Source organism: uncultured Castellaniella sp., from assembly GCF_937988725.1.
Classification (GTDB): Bacteria; Pseudomonadota; Gammaproteobacteria; order Burkholderiales; family Burkholderiaceae_B; genus Castellaniella.
Genome location: NZ_CALKHS010000010.1, coordinates 1117815 through 1134581 on the forward strand (window position 1 = coordinate 1117815; position 16767 = coordinate 1134581).

Here is a 16767-nt window from a genome sequence, read left to right on the forward strand (position 1 = left end):
TGTTTTATGTACTCAGCCAACGCGTCCAGCGCCGCATACAACAACGTGCTGTTCACGACGTTTAAGCAGATAACGGCTGGCGAATGGTTGGAACTTTACAAACTTAAAATTTGTAGAGTTCTCTATATAATTAATAGTAAACTCTACATCATGACTTGGCTACTACTCGTAACTTCTCTGCCCACTCAAAACGCAACCGTCCGGATGCGGGCATGGCGGGCTCTTAAAAGCTGTGGTGCAGCTGTACTGCGCGACGGCGTTTATGTATTGCCTGAAACTGCATCGGGCCGAAGTATTTTGGAGACAATTGGGGCCGATGTGCGAGAAGGCGGTGGGATGGCTCACGTACTTTGCAGTGTCGGGTCAGAAGATGCGCAATTTGTCACATTGTTTGACCGTGCACAGGACTACGCTGCACTGCTCGGGCAAGTTGAGGTTGCACACCGGGCATTAAGCGCCGAAGCACCGCTGGATGTGCTCAAACGAATCCGTAAATTGCGTAAAGCCTTTGCCAGCCTCATTGAAATCGATTTTTTTCCTGGCGAAGCACAGCACCAGGTCGATGCGGCGTTGCAGGAATTAGAGCTGACGGCGAACCAAGCGCTCACACCTGATGAGCCGCATGCGATCAAAGGCACTATTCCCCTTCTTTTCGTTAAAGATTACCAGGGCCGCACGTGGGCGACGCGTCGCCGACCTTGGGTTGATCGTTTGGCATGCGCGTGGCTGATTCGGCGTTTCATCGATCCTCAGGGAGTATTTCTTTGGTTGGAGTCGCCTACCCACTGCCCGGCTGATGCGCTAGGGTTCGATTTTGACGGCGCCACCTTTACCCATATAGACGCAAGGGTCAGTTTCGAGGTTCTGTTGGCCAGTTTTGGCCTGAATCAATCGGCGCTTAAGCGTATCGGTGTCTTGGTGCATTATCTAGATGTCGGTGGTGTGCAGCCGTCTGAGGCTAGTGGCGTTGAGTGCGTGTTGGCTGGGCTGCGTGACTCTATCGCGGACGACGATCAATTGGTCATAGCAGCCAGCGGTCTGTTTGATGGCTTGCTAACCACCTTTAATAATGAAATACAAAAGCCATGACCCCGATCATGCCGCTAGCCTCTGAGAAGAAAGCTCTGGCTAAACCCGAGGCGGTTACCTTTAGGCAAGCATTCCTGCTGTGGCTCAAATTGGGTTTCATTGGCTTTGGCGGGCCGGCCGGGCAGATATCACTGATGCATCGTGAGTTAGTTGAACAACGGCGCTGGATAAGTGAAGCGCGCTTCCTGCATGCGTTGAATTACTGCATGTTGCTGCCCGGCCCCGAGGGGCAGCAAATGGCTACGTATATGGGGTGGCTCATGCATTGCACGCGCGGCGGAATTGCTGCTGGCGTGTTGTTTGTCTTACCCTCCCTCTTCTTTTTGATTTTCTTATCATGGATTTACATTGCCTTTGGGCACCAGCCCGTAGTGGCAGGGTTGTTTTATGGTATCAAACCGGCAATCACGGCGGTGGTGGTGCATGCCGTGCATCGGATAGGTTCGCGCGCACTTAAGAATGGCGTAATGTGGGCGATTGCCGCTGCGGCTTTCGTAGCCATCTTTGCGATGAATGTCCCGTTTCCGATCATTGTCGCTACGGCAGGACTCATTGGCTATGTTGGCGGTCGCTTGACTCCCGATACGTTCGCACTCGGAGGTGGCCACAAGCAAACCAATAAATCCTTCGGGCCCGCCCTGATCGATGACGACACTCCGCCACCGGCGCATGCCGTATTTCGCTGGTCAGGCTTGGCCCGCATCGCGCTGGCTGGTGCCGTGCTTTGGTTAGTGCCGATGGTACTGCTTGTCGTCTTCGTCGGTTGGCAGCACACTCTAACCCAAATGGGCTGGTTTTTTACTAAAGCTGCGCTACTTACCTTCGGCGGTGCATATGCGGTTCTGCCCTATATTTATCAAGGTGCTGTTAGCTATTACGGCTGGCTCACACCCGCGCAAATGATAGATGGCCTCGCGCTGGGTGAGGCCAATCCTGGTCCGCTCATCATGGTGGTGGCATATGTCGGCTTTGTTGGAGCCTACGTTCAAGCGCTATTTGGCCCCAATCTGGTATTTATGGCCGGCGCTGTAGGGGCTGTTCTGGTCACTTGGTTCACCTTCTTACCGTCATTTATTTTCATCTTGGCTGGTGGCCCGTTTGTCGAGTCCACCCATGGGAATCTAAAGTTCACTGCTCCGTTGACCGCCATCACTGCAGCTGTAGTTGGCGTGATTCTGAATTTAGCGGTGTTTTTTGCTTATCATGTGCTCTGGCCTAATGGCTTGGCGGGCGCCTTTGACTGGGTGTCGGCATTAATTGCCGTCGCGGCAGCCTTGGCCTTGTTTGCCTATAAACGTAATGTCATCCACGTGATCGTCGCGTGCGCGATCCTAGGTCTAACCCTGAAAACCCTGGCTTAAGGAGGAACGAAGAAGCTCTTTGCGATTAGGGATGGTACTTATTTTATCGATATTGAGCCAATATCACATCGTGTTTAGTATGGAAGAAGCAAGCTCCTTCCATGCGTATTAGATGCTGTGATCAATCTGATTCGATAGAACAGAAGAAAAATTAAATTACGCGCTTAAGTTCGGAATAATCACCATTCGTTCGAAGAGTTAATGTGACATTCGAGTTAGTTCGGTTTCTCCAGAACCAACCATGATTTCCATCAAATGCAGCATCTAACACCCCTTCATCACTCGCCACACCACGACCCTTTTCATAAGAAACTGAGCGGCCGTTACCGTCACCATGTGTGTCGTAGTTCACCACTGCACCATTGGCTGTCCAGGAGAACTTAGCTTTTGCGCCCGCCGCCATAACCAGCTTGACTTCAACCCCTTGCCCTGGCTTTAAAGTGATGCTTATTTCATCAGATCTGTCAGTTTGGGTAGGTGTAGTTTTAGTAACCAAAGGTTCGGGTTCTTTGCCTGCAAAGGTGGGGGGCTGCGACGGCTGAATGATTGCGGGCGGCATCACAGTTGAGGAAGAAGTTGATGTAGACGCATTTTGCATAAACCTGTCCGCAACAGTCTTACCAGCTCCATCCTTGGCTGCCTCTGCTGCGAGTTGCAATTTAATCTCACCCATTTCAGTGAGGCCCAACGCACGGCCGATTCGAGTTGGGTCAATTGCATATTCGGACGGAAGTACTATGGTAACAAGGATGGCCAGGGCAGAGATCGCGGCAATAATTGTAGAACGCTTGAGTTGTTCAGAAGTTGGTAGCTCTGCGCGATTAGGTAAATCGGTGTTATACATACTGAATCCTTTATGAAACGAAATAGCCGGTAATTTGATAGCCCATCAGAATGAAGCCTGCGCTCATCATGACAGCATTGGCGGTGTAGGCGTGACGCCAGAAGCTCTCCGTCCGGCGCCAATAGCTCATAGCGATAAGAATTATGCCAAGCGCCAGCAACTGGCCAATCTCCACACCAATATTGAAGGCAAGTAGATTGGGAACCAAGCCGTCTGGTGAAATGTTGTATTCAATGATCTTCGTAGACAGACCAAAGCCATGGAAAAACCCGAAAATCAAAGTGGCGATCTTGGTGTTGGGTTGGAAGCCAAGCCAGCGCTGGTATGCACCCATGTTATCGAGCGCTTTGTAGACGACCGATAAGCCGATGATTGTGTCGATGATATAGCTGTTGATCCCAACATTGAAGTACACGCCGAGGAGCATCGTAGTGGAGTGTCCTACTGCGAACAAGCTTACATAGAGGCCGATATGCTTCATCCGATAAAGGAAGAAGATCACGCCGAGCAAAAACAATATGTGATCATATCCGGTCACCATGTGTTTGGCACCGAGATAGATAAATGGCAATACGTTAACGCCAGTTATCTCTTGGATATAGCCCTTGTCGCCTTCTGCTACAGCGTGACCAAAAGCCGCGTCGGAGAATAGTAAGATAGGCAATAGAACGAGCCATAAGATAACCACTCGCTTTTCTTGTATGGACGAGCGCAGATCGCCCCAGAGGGAGGATGTAAACATGAGTACTCCGGTTTTTTTTAAATAAAGCAGCCTTGGGTTGGCCAATTCTCAGGAAGAGAAGGTTAGTTTCGGAGGGCGCTCAAGAATAAAGTTACGCTCAGGATATATGGGATAGAGTGACGTTGGATACCATATTTGCGGAATGTGAACTAATGGAATGAACGCGTCAGGTGGAAGGTTATGGGTTTCATGAGAATGATCAGTCGCGTTATGACCGTGCAGATGACCTATGCTTCTCTCGTCTTCTAAGCCTAAATTATGACTGTGCCCATGACCAAAAATTTCCATGGGAAGCTCAATATGACGCAGTCTTTCTGCGGTTGACAGAGCAGATGGATCATGGGATGTTGAGACTACCGTTGGTAGGGCTGCAAAGATACTCAGTATTATTGAAAATACGATGGAAAAACGAATTCCCGGCAGATCGAACGGATTTTTCATGAAACTTATTGTATGTGCCGGATTGACTTATATTATGTTATAGCGGAAATTGAATTTAGAATCGATGCTCAATTTTCTCTAATCTAGCAGAGAGATTGGCTCATGAGGTTGACCTGTGTGTTTCGTTTACTTCCATTATTACGGGATGGAAGTTTTCCAACAAATACTGCGGTCGTTGTTTAACCTCGATATAAAGACGCCCTACATATTCACCGACAATTCCTGTGGCTAGCAATTGAAGGCCTCCAACTAATAGTATTGTTACTATCAGTGTCGGAAATCCATGTACCGGATCTCCAAAGAACAGTGCCTTAAATAAAAAATAAAGTGCATAAACAAAAGCACTAATAGCACTAACTAGTCCGGTATACGTAGCGAATTTAAGGGGGGCTGTGGAAAATGATGTAATCCCATCCAGCGCGTAGTTCCATAAACGCCAATACCGCCATTTGGTTTTTCCGGCGAGACGGGCATCACGATCGTAGTCGATCGTCACTTGCTCGAATCCAATCCAAGCAAATAAGCCTTTAGCGAAGCGGCATCGTTCTGGCAACGAATTGAGCGCGTCAACTGCCTCTCTGCTTAGTAATCTGAAATCGCCTACATCCTGAGCAATCGGAACTTCGCTAACAAGATTTATGGTTCGATAAAAAAAATGAGCCGTGGCTTTCTTAAAGGAGGTCTCACCATCGCGGCGACGCCGCCTCATATTGACGATCTTGGCACCAGCTTTCCAGGCGTCGACCATACTTTGAATTTGTTCGGGCGGATCTTGCAAATCAGCATCAATGATTATGACTGCTGCGCCTCGCGCCAACTGCAAGCCAGCACTTATAGCGCATTCCTTCCCAAAGTTACGGGTAAATTTTGCCACCCCAACCGTGAGGTCATATTGGCGAATGTTTTTTAGCACCTGATACGAGTTATCCCCACTGCCATCGTCGATGAATATAACCTCGTAGCTACCAGATAAATCGGTCAGTGCGCTGGTGAGTCGTCGATGAAATAGCGGTAGAACTTCTTCTTCGTTGTAAACCGGAACCACGATGCTGAGCATACAGGGACGGGGTAAGTCAGTAAAAGAGGAAGGGAAAATTTTTGACATAAGAGCCGCCTGCAATTGAATTCCGTGCTTGTTTGCCTAGCGGGAGTACCAACGATGCGAGGTACACGCCTTATCGGCGTTCACGAGCCTAACTTCTACGGCCCTCGAACTTTCATGCAGTGTACAAAGATTAAAATGAAGGGATGATGAAGAGCGTTGACAGAATCATCGTGCTGTGCTCATCGCCGCGCTTGGCGGTGCTACAGTAGCAGCATCATAAAAACGACCTATGTGCTTTCCATCTAATGGCTGTTCTTGGTGCTAATACCCTATGAAATTTCTTCTTGTCGAGGATGACATCCCTCTGGGGACATCGCTCCAGCGCGTGTTGACGGGTGCGGGCTATAACGCAGTGTGGTTACGACAGGCCAGTGACGCAAAAAAATTCCTAGCTGACAGTCCTTTCGACCTAATATTGCTAGACATAATGCTCCCCGATGGGTCTGGATTGGAGGTCCTGCGCTGGCTTCGGACTCGGGGTGACGCAACGCCTGTAATAATGCTGACCGCTCGCGACGCGATCAGTGACCGCGTGGCTGGGCTGGATGGAGGCGCTGATGATTATTTGCCCAAACCATTCGCCATCGATGAGCTTTTGTCGCGTATTCGAGTACTACTGCGTCGGCAAAGCAAGCAACTAACGGCTTCCTGGCGAGTGGGTTCAATTCTGATCGATACAGCACGGCGCAAAGTTTCCGTTGATGATCGAGAGATATCGCTCACCATGCGCGAGTACGACATTCTTCTAGCACTGGCTTCCGAGGCTGGAAAAGTATTGACACGAGCCCAAATTGAGCGTTCGGCTTCGTTAATTGAGGGTGCTGAGAGTAACGCTATTGACGTCCATATTTATAATTTACGAAATAAGATCGGTAGTCATCTTATCGGTACTGTGCGTGGTGTAGGGTACGTTTTGGAAAGCATTCATCCATGAAATATCCATCGCTTCTACGACGCTTAATTTTGTCACAAATTATAGCGATGGTGATAGCGTGTTTGCTGGTGTTTTGCTGGCTTATTTTTCACTGGTTTGCGTTTGAGAATGGCGATTTGGATCGGCGGATGTTGTACTTTGCACACACGCTCGCCGAAGCATCCAGTGCAGCGCCCGATAATCCCCGGGAATTAGAGCGGCGCCTAAAAACTGCTGAGAAATTATTTATCGATGGCCAAGCTCTAATCACCCATGATAAGGGATCGCACTATACGCCGCTGTATCAAGTATGGGATAGGGCTGGCCGTCTGATTTATAAAACGGCGAATGCACCCGATCAACCCATTGCCGGTACAGGGGATGTTTTTATGGAGAAGCACTGGGGAGGTAGTTCTTGGAGAACCGTAGCTGCTATTAGTGGCGATTCGGCTATTGAGGTACATATTGCTGAACGAGGGGATCGACGTGTGGCTACCAGCTTGCCTATGCTTACCGATATTGCGCTGTCGCAAGTGTTGATTCTTGCTTGGTGTGCAGCCGTTATGCTCTGGACAGCATATAAGGGTTTTCATCCACTTAGAATGCTGGCCATACAAATCGCGAAGAGAAAAACTGGAGATTTTTCACCTATCTATTCATCACGTTTATATGCAGAAACAGCCCCAATTCTTGAAGAGTTGAATGCGCTTCTGGGGCGTGAAGGTACGCGATTAGATAATGAACGACGATTTTTAGCCGATGCGGCTCACGAACTACGGACGCCACTTGCGGCAATCAACGCGCAGGCTCATTTGCTGGTGAATGCTCAAAAAATTGAGCATCAACGTTTGGCCGCTAGCGAACTGCAACAAGATATCGATCGTGTCTCTCACCTATTAACGCAGTTACTTACCATTGCGCGTGTCGATGCCGAACCAACGCTAGTCGATCGAGAAATGATCGACATAGCCAGCCTTTCGCGTGAAAGGTTGGCATCTCTCTCGTCAATAGCGAGATCTCGCCTTATAAATTTGTCTCTTGACGCACCAGAAACGCTATTGTTCGCGGTAAACCGCGCAGGGTTCATTTCCATTCTGGACAATTTGGTCGATAACGCGATCCGATATACCGCATCGTCAGGGCACGTTGAGGTTCGTATCGTTCGCTTTTCCAAACACTTAGAACTGTCCGTCTGTGATGACGGGCCAGGAATTTTGCCCGCCGAGCGTGAGCGAATATTCGAGCGTTTTTACCGTATTCCAGGTACGACCCAACAGGGTAGCGGGTTGGGTTTAGCCATTGTCCGTCGAATTGCACAGTCTCATGGAGCAACGATCCAGTGGTGTGCAGGGCTGCATGGTCGAGGTATAGGAGTCATAGTCTCCATCCCTGTGGCCAAGCTCATTACTTAGATTTCAGTGTGCCTCTTGTATTGGGAGGTGATATGGAGGCTTGCTGTCTGACTTATGGAGCTGAGACACTTACGATGTTTTTTGGCAGTTGCTGAAGAACTCCACTTCGCCCGAGCGGCCGAGCGGTTGCATATAGAACAATCACCGCTATCACGGACAATCAAGGAGTTGGAGGAGGAACTGGGTGTGGCTCTGTTTGCACGCACTACCCGCAGCACTCGGTTGACCCGTACTGGGAAACTGTTCTTGGAGCATGTTCCACGCGTTTTCGCCGCACTAGAGCAAGCGCGCGATAGCGTCAGGGCGTCAGCCAGTGGTTTTCAAGGTCAGTTGAGAATCGCGTTGTCCGATGGCATTACCCCATCGCGTTTGCCCGCTTTGTTGGCACGATGCCGCTTGGACGAACCCGAAGTCGATATTCGATTATTCGAGGTGCCATTAGCGCAACAGATCAGAGGGTTACATGACGATCTGTACGACGTGGGTTTTGCTCAGTCTGATGAAGTGGGTGGCGGCATTCACGCTGAGCCGGTCTGGTCCGATACATTGATGGTCGCCGTACCTGCGCGGCACCCCATACTTAGTCATAAGCGGATTCCACTGGAAGAAGTGCTGCGGTACCCGTTGGTGATGTGCGACCCCGACGTTTGCGAAGGTCACGCAAAACAAATCGAGCGAGTACTGCGTCGTGTAGACATAGAACCGTTGGTTGCCGAGCGAGTGACCTCTGCCGACCTAATGATGGTGCTGGTATCGGCAGGCTTCGCTCTCGGATTGGCAGGCGCCGCACATATCGAGGCTAGCCACGAGGTGGGTGTAGTCGCACGACCGCTCGTCGGACGCGCGCCATTACTGAGGACATATTTGCTGTACTTAGATAGTGGTCCATCTGAAGTCTTGTCAAGGTTTATTGAGCGCGTACAAATCATTGGATCACAGGAACCTTCTAAGCCAGAATGACGCCACAATATTAATTTTCGAGAGGAACCTACATGATGCAAAAAGTTATCTTGCTCTTCTTGTTGGTTTTCTTGGCTGCTTGCGGTCGATCAGAGGAACCCTCGAAGGACGTGTCCTCAGAAGCTGAGCTATCGACAGTGGATGAGCTGGTTTCCAACCCTGAGCGGCTCAAAAATCTGCGTGAGCAATGCAAAAGAGATCGTTCCAATCTGAGGGGTGTGCGGTGCGACCAGGTGGCTGAAGCTACGCGTAAGCGCTTTTATGGTGATGGAAAAATACCCTACACCCCATCAAATGCGCCACCTAAGTTCTAAATATCTGGATTTTTAGAAAATTTGGTTTTTCTTGGTTAACACGCTGCAGCGTACTCGCGCTTGCGGTGTTTTCGTCATGTTCGCCTCAATATGAATTGATGTTTTTTTCATCAGCATTGTTCTGATAACAGTCTTTGACCGGCACTGGCCCGGCACCGATCCTCATAGGCAGGCGCATCTTTGTGCCGCTGTGGAACGAGGAGTCAGGGCAGGTGTAGTTGGAGGCTAGGGTATGCAAGGGACAAACGTGCTGTTCGGACAGATTGCCGTTGTATTCGGCATCGTGATTGCCGGTGTGTGGGGTGCCACACAATGGACAGCAGCCGCCCTGGGTTATCAGCTACGCTTGGGTTCGCCCTGGTTTGATTTCTACGGCACGCCGGTCTATTACCCCTGGCGGTTCTTCGAATGGTGGTTCTTTTTTGATGCCTATGCGCCGGAGGTGTTCAACGTCGGTGGCATGATCGCTGGCGGCAGCGGCTTGGTTGCCGTGATGGTCGCCATCGGCATGTCAATCTGGCGTTCACGCCAGACGCGGCCGGTCACCACCTACGGCTCGGCTCGCTGGGCTGACAGCGGAGACATTCACAAAGCGGGGCTCACCCAGCCCACCGGCATTTTTCTCGGTCTACACGACGAACAGTATCTGCGTCACGAAGGGCCTGAGCATGTTCTGGCCTTTGCACCCACCCGCTCGGGCAAAGGCGTGGGCCTGGTGGTGCCGACTTTGCTGTCCTGGCCTGGATCCGCCGTCATCCACGACCTCAAGGGTGAGAACTGGCAGATCACGGCTGGCTGGCGGGCGCGCTTTTCGCACTGCCTGTTGTTCAACCCCACAGATAGCCGCTCGGCTGGCTACAACCCGCTGCTGGAAGTGCGCCGGGGCGAGCATGAAGTGCGCGACGTGCAGAACATCGCCGACATTCTGGTTGATCCCGAAGGCGCGCTGGAGCGCCGCAATCATTGGGAGAAGACCTCGCACGCGCTGTTGGTGGGCGCCATCTTGCATGTGCTCTATGCGGGCGAAGACAAGACGCTGCGTGGCGTGGCGAACTTCCTATCGGACCCGGCATGTCCGTTCGAGCTGACCTTGCATCGGATGATGACGACACAGCACCTAGGCGATGAACCGCATCCGGTGGTGGCTTCCGCCGCCCGCGAGGTGCTGAATAAATCGGATAACGAACGCTCCGGTGTTCTTAGCACCGCCATGTCGTTTCTGGGTCTGTACCGCGACCCGACGGTGGCCGAAGTTACGTCGCGTTGCGACTGGCGCATCGCCGACCTGATTGCTTCTGAGCACCCCGTATCGCTGTATCTGGTGGTACCGCCTTCGGACATCAGCCGCACCAAACCGCTGATTCGTCTGATCCTCAATCAGATCGGCAGGCGTCTCACCGAATCGCTCGATGGCTCCGACGGCATCGCCCGTCGCCACAAACTGCTGTTGATGCTCGATGAGTTCCCGGCGTTGGGCCGTTTGGATTTTTTCGAGACGGCCCTTGCCTTCATGGCCGGCTACGGCATCCGCAGCTTTCTGATTTCGCAGTCGCTCAACCAGATCGACAAGGCCTATGGCCAGAACCATTCGATCTTGGATAACTGCCATGTGCGCGTGACCTTCTCCACCAACGACGAACGCACCGCAAAACGTATTTCCGAAACGCTGGGTACCGCCACCGAACTGCGCGCCCAGCGTAACTACGCGGGACATCGGCTTGCGCCCTGGCTGGGACACCTTATGGTGTCGCGCCAAGAAACGGCACGACCACTGCTGACGCCGGGCGAAGTGATGCAGCTTCCGCCCGACGAGGCGGTGGTGATGGTCTCCAGCGTGGCGCCGATCAAGGCCAAGAAGCTGCGCTACTACCTGGATGCCAATTTTAAGCACCGCGTGCTGCCGCCGCCCGTACTTGCCGCCGGGCGCTATGCGGATGCGCCGCCGGTTTGTCCTGATGACTGGAGTGGCCTGACGATTCCGGTTGTCCCCGTTGCGCCCGCCTCAGTGGATAGCGATGGCATGACGGGCGCGGCCGACGGCGGCGGCCCGCACCATCAGCCCGAACTATCGGAGGCCGTCGCCTACAGCCCCCAGCTGGAGTACCCGGCCAGCGACCTGGCGCTGCTCAATGACGACGACTTGCCGTCCGTTCCTCCCCGCCAGCTTGATCCCGCCATGCAGCGCGTGGTGCGCATGGCTGCCCTCGACTCTGATGACGGAATCCAGTTATGAGCCGATATCGCCTGAATCTCTTTATCCGCCCGGAACATGCCCAGCGCCTGGATGAGCTGGCTGCAAAAAAAGGGGTTTCTAAATCCTCCATCGTGGCCGCCGCCTTGGCGTCCTGGCTCTCGCCTGATGCCGGCGATCAGCGCGAGGCGGCGATGGCCAAACGGCTGGATCGTCTGTCACGCCAGTTCGAGCGCCTGGAGCGAGACCAGAACATCCAGATCGAAACGTTAGCGCTGTTCGTACGTTACTACTTGACGGTCAGTACGCCGGTTCCCGAAGCCCATCAGGATGCCGCCCGTGCCCAGGGCAAGGCACGCTTTGAGCAATTCGTGGAACAGCTTGGCCGCCACCTGCTGCGCGGTCGCAGCCTGGTGCGTGATGTGGTGGAGGAACTGCACCCTGACCCTGTGCGCTTGGATGATACCGCGCCCGCGTTTGAGGGGCGGGAGCGTGTGTCATGAGTGCCGTTCCCGAATCCTCAATTGCCGTCGCTCTGGATCGCCGCATCCAGATGCTGCGTACCGCCATGGGACCGGTGATCGCTGCAGCTCTGGAAGACCCGGACGTGGTGGAAATCATGCTCAACCCTGACCGCAGCCTCTGGGTGGATCGACTCTCGTCGGGTCGTACACCTTTGGGCGTCGAATTGTCCGAAGCCGATGGCGAGCGCATTATCCGCCTGGTCGCCGCCCACGTCGGCGCGGAAGTGCATCGCGGCCAGCCGCTTCTGACAGCGGAACTCCCCGAAACCGGCGAACGCTTCGAGGGCATCTTGCCGCCCGCCGCACCCGGCCCGGCTTTCGCGCTGCGCAAGCGCGCTGTGGGCGTGATTCCGCTCACGCGCTACATCGCAGACGGCATGATGAACGTGGCCCAGGCGGCGTTTCTGGTACGGGCGGTACGCGAGCGGCAGAACATCCTAATTGCCGGCGGCACCAGCACCGGCAAGACCACGCTTGCCAATGCCTTGCTGGCAGAAATTGCTGCCACGGGCGATCGCGTGCTAGTGCTTGAAGATACGGTGGAGCTGCAATGCGTCGCGAACGACCATGTGCCGCTACGCACCCGGATAGGTGTCGTGACGATGCAGGAGCTGGTACGCGCCACGATGCGCCTGCGCCCCGACCGTGTGGTGGTCGGTGAGGTGCGCGGCGGTGAAGCGTTGGATCTCATTAAGGTCTGGGGCACGGGCCACCCCGGCGGTATTGCCACCATCCACGCCGGTTCTGCCGTGGGGGCGTTGCTGCGCCTGGAACAACTGATTCTGGAAGTAGCAATGCACCCGCCGCGAGCGCTCATTGCCGAAGCGGTCAACGTCGTGATCTACATCGCTGGTCGCGGGCGCAAGCGCCGCATCGAAAGCATCGCCAGGGTCGTCGGCTTTGACGGCACGGACTACCAATTGGTCGATGCGCTCCAAACTCCATTTCCCGAGCTATCGCCACACTCTTCCTCCTCCCCTGATCTATCTGGAGAACCGTCATGACGCCTGTTGATGCGTTTCTTATTTCCGTGATTCCGCTTTCTACTATGAACCGTCTGCGCCAGCTGGCCCGGCCTGCCGCGCAAGGGCTGCTGCTAGTCATGCTGTTGATGCTGCTTGCCGGAGCAGCACACGCCGCTGGTTCCTCCATGCCCTGGGAGGGACCACTGCAATCCATTCTGGAGTCTATCCAAGGGCCGGTGGCGCGCATCGTTGCCGTCATCATCATCATTGCCACGGGTCTGGCGCTCGCCTTTGGCGACACCAGTGGCGGTTTTCGCAAGCTGATTCAAATCGTCTTCGGCCTGTCCATCGCGTTCGCTGCATCGTCGTTCTTCTTGTCGTTCTTTTCATTCTCCGGCGGAGCCGTCGTATGAATACTGACATCGAAGGCGTATCCAGCTTCGCTGCGGGGTTTGAGGTGCCGCTGCACCGTTCGCTGACCGAACCGATTTTGATGGGCGGCGCACCGCGTACCGTTGCGATTGCCAACGGCACGCTGGCCGCCGCCGTGGGGCTGGGCCTGCAACTGTGGATTCCAGGTGTGGTGCTCTGGATTGTCGGTCATTCTCTGGCGGTATGGGGCGCGCGTGTTGACCCGCAGTTCATGCAGGTTTTTTCCCGTCACATCAAACATAAAACGCTGCTGGACGTGTAGAGGATGACGCCATGCTGAACCTTGCCGAATACCGTCAGCGTCCCGCCTTATTGGCAGATTGGCTGCCCTGGGCTGGACTGATTGCGCCGGGCGTAGTGCTGAACAAGGATGGTTCCTTTCAGCGCACGGCACGCTTTCGCGGGCCGGACTTGGATAGCGCGACGCAAGGCGAACTGATCGCTACGTCGGCCCGCTTGAACAATGCACTGCGCCGCCTGGGGTCGGGCTGGGCGTTGTTCATTGAAGCCGAACGCCGTGCAGCGGCGGATTATCCCCATTCGGACTTCCCTGAAGCCTTGTCCTGGCTGGTCGATCAGGAGCGCCGCGCCGCCTTCGAGCAGGCGGGCAACCACTTTGAAAGCGGCTATCACCTGACGCTGGTGTTTCTGCCGCCCGAGGAATCCCGTGCTCGCGCGGCGGGGCTGCTGTACGAGAACCGTCCCTCCGAAGGTATGGACTGGCGCGAGCGCCTGGCCGCATTCGTGGCGGAAACGGATCGCGTCTTTGACCTGCTAGATGGCGTCATGCCGGAAATTTCCTGGCTGGACGATAGCCAGACGCTGACCTACCTTCATTCCACCATCTCAACACGGCGTTACTGCATCGGTGTGCCGGAAGTCTCGTTTCACCTTGATGCGCTACTGACCGACTCCGCGTTGGTGGGTGGCCTGGCGCCGATGCTGGGCGATGCCCATATGCGCGTGGTATCGGTGCGAGGCTTTCCGACTTCCACCTGGCCGGGCATTTTGGATGACCTGAACCGGCTTGGCTTTGCCTATCGCTGGAGTACGCGCTTTATCTGCATGGACAAAGCCGAGGCGGAAAAGGAGCTGCGCCGCTTGCGCCGTCAATGGTTCGCCAAGCGCAAGAATGTCGTGGCGCTGCTACGGGAAACGATTTTTCAGCAGGAGTCGCCGCTGGTTGATACCGATGCCAGCAACAAGGCCGCCGATGCGGATGCTGCTTTGCAGGAGTTGGGCAGCGACCAAGTCGCCTTTGGGTATGTCACCACCACCGTGACGGTACTGGATGCCGACCCCGCTGTGGCTGATGAAAAGCTGCGCATGATTGAGCGCGTTATTCAGGGCCGGGGCTTTGTGACGATTCCTGAGACCTTGAACGCTGTGGATGCCTGGCTGTCGTCTATTCCCGGCAATGCCTATGCCAACGTGCGGCAACCCATTGTGTCTACATTGAATCTGGCCCATATGATGCCAGTGTCGGCGGTGTGGGCCGGGCCACAGAAAAATGAGCATCTGGATGGGCCGCCGCTCATTGTCACGCGCACCGAAGGCGCGACGCCATTTCGGCTGGTGACGCATATTGGCGATGTGGGCCATACGCTGGTCGCCGGGCCGACCGGCATGGGCAAGTCGGTATTGCTGGCCGTCCTGGCCAAGCAATTTCGCCGGTATCCCGGTTCACGCATCTTCGCCTTTGACATGGGCCGCTCGATGCGCGCCACCATTCTGGGTCTGGCGGGCGAGCACTATGACCTTGGCAATGATGGCGAGATCGCCTTTCAGCCGTTGGCACGCATCGACCACGAAGGTTATCGCACCTGGGCGGCTGAATGGATTGAAGGGCGTTTGCTGCACGAAGGCATGGCCGTCAGTCCCGATGACAAGGCCGCCATCTGGTCGGCGCTGGGGAGCTTGGCGGGTGCGCCGTTGGAGCAGCGCACGTTGACGGGATTTTCCGTACTGCTGCAATCGAACATGCTGCGCCAGGCGCTTGCGCCCTATGTGCTGGGCGGCGCGCACGGCAAGCTGCTGGACGCTGACCATGACCGGCTGGGCATGGCCGACGTGCAGGGCTTCGAAATGGAAGAGCTGATGCACAGCCCCGCCGCCGTGCAGGCGGTACTGCGCTATCTGTTTGCCCGGTTTGATGAGCGTTTCGATGGTGCGCCAACCCTTCTGATTCTCGATGAGGCATGGCTGTTTCTGGATGAACCGTTCTTTGCCGCCCGCATCCGGCAGTGGTTGAAGACCCTGCGCAAGAAAAACGTCAGCGTCATCTTTGCCACGCAGTCACTGGCCGACATCAAGGATTCGAGCATTGCGCCCGCAATTATCGAAAGCTGCGCCAGCCGCATTTTCCTGCCCAACCCGCAGGCGACCGAGCCGCAGATTCGCACGATCTATGAAGGCTTCGGCCTGAACAGCCGACAGATCGAGATTGTGGCAACGGCTCAACCCAAGCGCGACTACTACTACCAGTCGCGTCTGGGCAACCGTCTGTTCGATCTTGACCTCGGGCCGGCCACGCTGGCTTTTGCTGGCGCCTCCACCCCGCAAGATCAGCGCGACATCGACCGCATCCTGCTGGACGCTGGCGTACCCGGGTTTGCCGGCTCCTGGTTGCGCCATCGCGGCTTGGACTGGGCCGCCGACCTGTTGCCCGAGTTTCCCGGCTTCGCACCCTCAGTCACTGCCGTTCCTTCCCACCTACAGGAGAATCTGCCATGAAAATCCGCACACTATCGGTATCGCTTGCTGCCGTTCTTTCGGCGTCATTACTCACCGCTTCGCCCGCTTGGGCCTGGAAAACGGTCTTTGACCCATCCAACTATACGAAGAACACGCTGACCGCCGTTCGTACACTGCAGCAGATCAACAACCAGATCAACCAGCTTCAGAACGAGGCCCAGATGTTGATGAATCAGGCCCGCAATCTGGCGAGTCTGGATTTCAATGTCGTCAACCGCCTGCGCACCACGCTGGCCGCCACCGAACGTCTGATCGGCGAGGCGCAAGGGCTCAGTTACGAGGTGGCGAACATGGATCAGGAGTTTGCGCGCCTGTATCCCAACCAGTATGCCGCCACCGTGAGCGGCGACAGCATGGCTCAGGATGCCCGTGAGCGCTGGAAGAATACGTTGAATGGCCTGCATACCGCGATGCGGGTGCAGGCCCAAGCCTCGCAGAACCTGCGCGATGATGAAAGCACGCTGGCCGACCTTGTGAATCAAAGCCAGTCGGCGCAAGGCGCGTTGCAGGCCATGCAAGCGACCAACCAGCTTTTGGCCTTGCAGGCCAAGCAGGGCATCCAGGCGCAACAGCTTCAGATCACCCAGGACCGCGCCGCCTCGTTGGAGCTGGCACGTCAGGCAGCGGCCACCGAGCGCGCCCGTGAAGTGCGCCAGCGCTTCCAGGGCAGCGGCACGCCGTATACGCCGCAAGCCGTGAATTTCTACGGCAACTGATCGG

At 54.9% G+C, this 16767-nt stretch carries 17 protein-coding genes; 13 read left to right on the forward strand and 4 right to left on the reverse strand.

Going from position 1 to position 16767, the window contains the following annotated elements; translation table 11 throughout:
- The first annotated feature begins 45 nt into the window (after positions 1 to 45).
- Together Q0263_RS15730 and chrA are read left to right on the forward strand one after the other, a co-directional pair.
- A complete protein-coding gene (locus Q0263_RS15730) occupies positions 46 to 1089 on the forward strand; it encodes a chromate resistance protein ChrB domain-containing protein (RefSeq protein ID WP_298018206.1) in 1044 nt (347 codons plus the stop codon).
- 8 nt (positions 1090 to 1097) lie between these two features.
- Positions 1098 to 2450, forward strand: coding sequence for a chromate efflux transporter (gene chrA, locus Q0263_RS15735; protein WP_366140723.1), 1353 nt, complete (start codon positions 1098 to 1100; stop codon positions 2448 to 2450).
- 151 nt (positions 2451 to 2601) lie between these two features.
- On the opposite strand, the gene Q0263_RS15740 is transcribed toward chrA, so the two are convergent.
- The 4 genes from Q0263_RS15740 to Q0263_RS15755 all read right to left on the reverse strand — a co-directional run bounded on the left by Q0263_RS15740 (position 2602) and on the right by Q0263_RS15755 (position 5582).
- Complete coding sequence (locus Q0263_RS15740; RefSeq protein WP_298018212.1) at positions 2602 to 3294, reverse strand: transmembrane anchor protein; 693 nt, start codon at positions 3292 to 3294, stop codon at positions 2602 to 2604.
- A 10-nt stretch (positions 3295 to 3304) separates the two neighbouring features.
- Entirely contained in the window at positions 3305 to 4036 is a 732-nt protein-coding gene (locus Q0263_RS15745) for a HupE/UreJ family protein (protein WP_298018215.1), read from the reverse strand.
- A 48-nt stretch (positions 4037 to 4084) separates the two neighbouring features.
- Entirely contained in the window at positions 4085 to 4477 is a 393-nt protein-coding gene (locus Q0263_RS15750; RefSeq protein WP_298018219.1) for a hypothetical protein, read from the reverse strand.
- 100 nt (positions 4478 to 4577) lie between these two features.
- Positions 4578 to 5582 carry a glycosyltransferase family 2 protein gene (locus Q0263_RS15755; RefSeq protein WP_298018221.1) on the reverse strand — a complete coding sequence of 335 codons (1005 nt, stop codon included), beginning with the start codon at positions 5580 to 5582 and terminating at the stop codon, positions 4578 to 4580.
- A gap of 271 nt (positions 5583 to 5853) precedes the next feature.
- Here Q0263_RS15755 and Q0263_RS15760 point away from each other — a divergent pair, with 271 nt between their 5' ends.
- The 11 genes from Q0263_RS15760 (at position 5854) to trbJ (ending at position 16763) form a co-directional block, all read left to right on the forward strand.
- Complete coding sequence (locus tag Q0263_RS15760) at positions 5854 to 6516, forward strand: response regulator transcription factor (RefSeq protein ID WP_298018223.1); 663 nt, start codon at positions 5854 to 5856, stop codon at positions 6514 to 6516.
- Positions 6513 to 7907 carry an ATP-binding protein gene (locus Q0263_RS15765; RefSeq protein ID WP_298018226.1) on the forward strand — a complete coding sequence of 465 codons (1395 nt, stop codon included), beginning with the start codon at positions 6513 to 6515 and terminating at the stop codon, positions 7905 to 7907. Before Q0263_RS15760 ends, Q0263_RS15765 begins: the two co-directional genes overlap by 4 nt.
- A 54-nt stretch (positions 7908 to 7961) precedes the next feature.
- Positions 7962 to 8867 carry a LysR family transcriptional regulator gene (locus Q0263_RS15770; RefSeq protein WP_298018229.1) on the forward strand — a complete coding sequence of 302 codons (906 nt, stop codon included), beginning with the start codon at positions 7962 to 7964 and terminating at the stop codon, positions 8865 to 8867.
- A gap of 35 nt (positions 8868 to 8902) precedes the next feature.
- The gene (locus Q0263_RS15775) at positions 8903 to 9181 is read left to right on the forward strand and encodes an EexN family lipoprotein (protein ID WP_298019167.1); all 279 of its coding nucleotides are present in this window, start codon (positions 8903 to 8905) and stop codon (positions 9179 to 9181) included.
- A gap of 232 nt (positions 9182 to 9413) precedes the next feature.
- Positions 9414 to 11414, forward strand: a complete 2001-nt coding sequence (locus Q0263_RS15780) for a conjugal transfer protein TraG (RefSeq protein WP_298018232.1) — start codon at positions 9414 to 9416, stop codon at positions 11412 to 11414.
- Positions 11411 to 11875, forward strand: a complete 465-nt coding sequence (locus Q0263_RS15785) for a CopG family transcriptional regulator (protein ID WP_298018233.1) — start codon at positions 11411 to 11413, stop codon at positions 11873 to 11875. Before Q0263_RS15780 ends, Q0263_RS15785 begins: the two co-directional genes overlap by 4 nt.
- Positions 11872 to 12900, forward strand: coding sequence for a P-type conjugative transfer ATPase TrbB (trbB, locus tag Q0263_RS15790; RefSeq protein WP_298018236.1), 1029 nt, complete (start codon positions 11872 to 11874; stop codon positions 12898 to 12900). The genes Q0263_RS15785 and trbB overlap by 4 nt, the downstream gene beginning before the upstream one ends.
- Positions 12897 to 13274: a TrbC/VirB2 family protein gene (locus tag Q0263_RS15795; RefSeq protein WP_298018245.1), complete on the forward strand. Its 378-nt coding sequence runs from the start codon at positions 12897 to 12899 to the stop codon at positions 13272 to 13274. Before trbB ends, Q0263_RS15795 begins: the two co-directional genes overlap by 4 nt.
- Positions 13271 to 13555, forward strand: coding sequence for a VirB3 family type IV secretion system protein (locus Q0263_RS15800; protein ID WP_366140715.1), 285 nt, complete (start codon positions 13271 to 13273; stop codon positions 13553 to 13555). Before Q0263_RS15795 ends, Q0263_RS15800 begins: the two co-directional genes overlap by 4 nt.
- A gap of 11 nt (positions 13556 to 13566) precedes the next feature.
- Positions 13567 to 16026: a conjugal transfer protein TrbE gene (trbE, locus tag Q0263_RS15805; protein WP_298018248.1), complete on the forward strand. Its 2460-nt coding sequence runs from the start codon at positions 13567 to 13569 to the stop codon at positions 16024 to 16026.
- The gene (gene trbJ, locus Q0263_RS15810; protein ID WP_298018251.1) at positions 16023 to 16763 is read left to right on the forward strand and encodes a P-type conjugative transfer protein TrbJ; all 741 of its coding nucleotides are present in this window, start codon (positions 16023 to 16025) and stop codon (positions 16761 to 16763) included. The genes trbE and trbJ overlap by 4 nt, the downstream gene beginning before the upstream one ends.
- Positions 16764 to 16767: the final 4 nt, after the last annotated feature.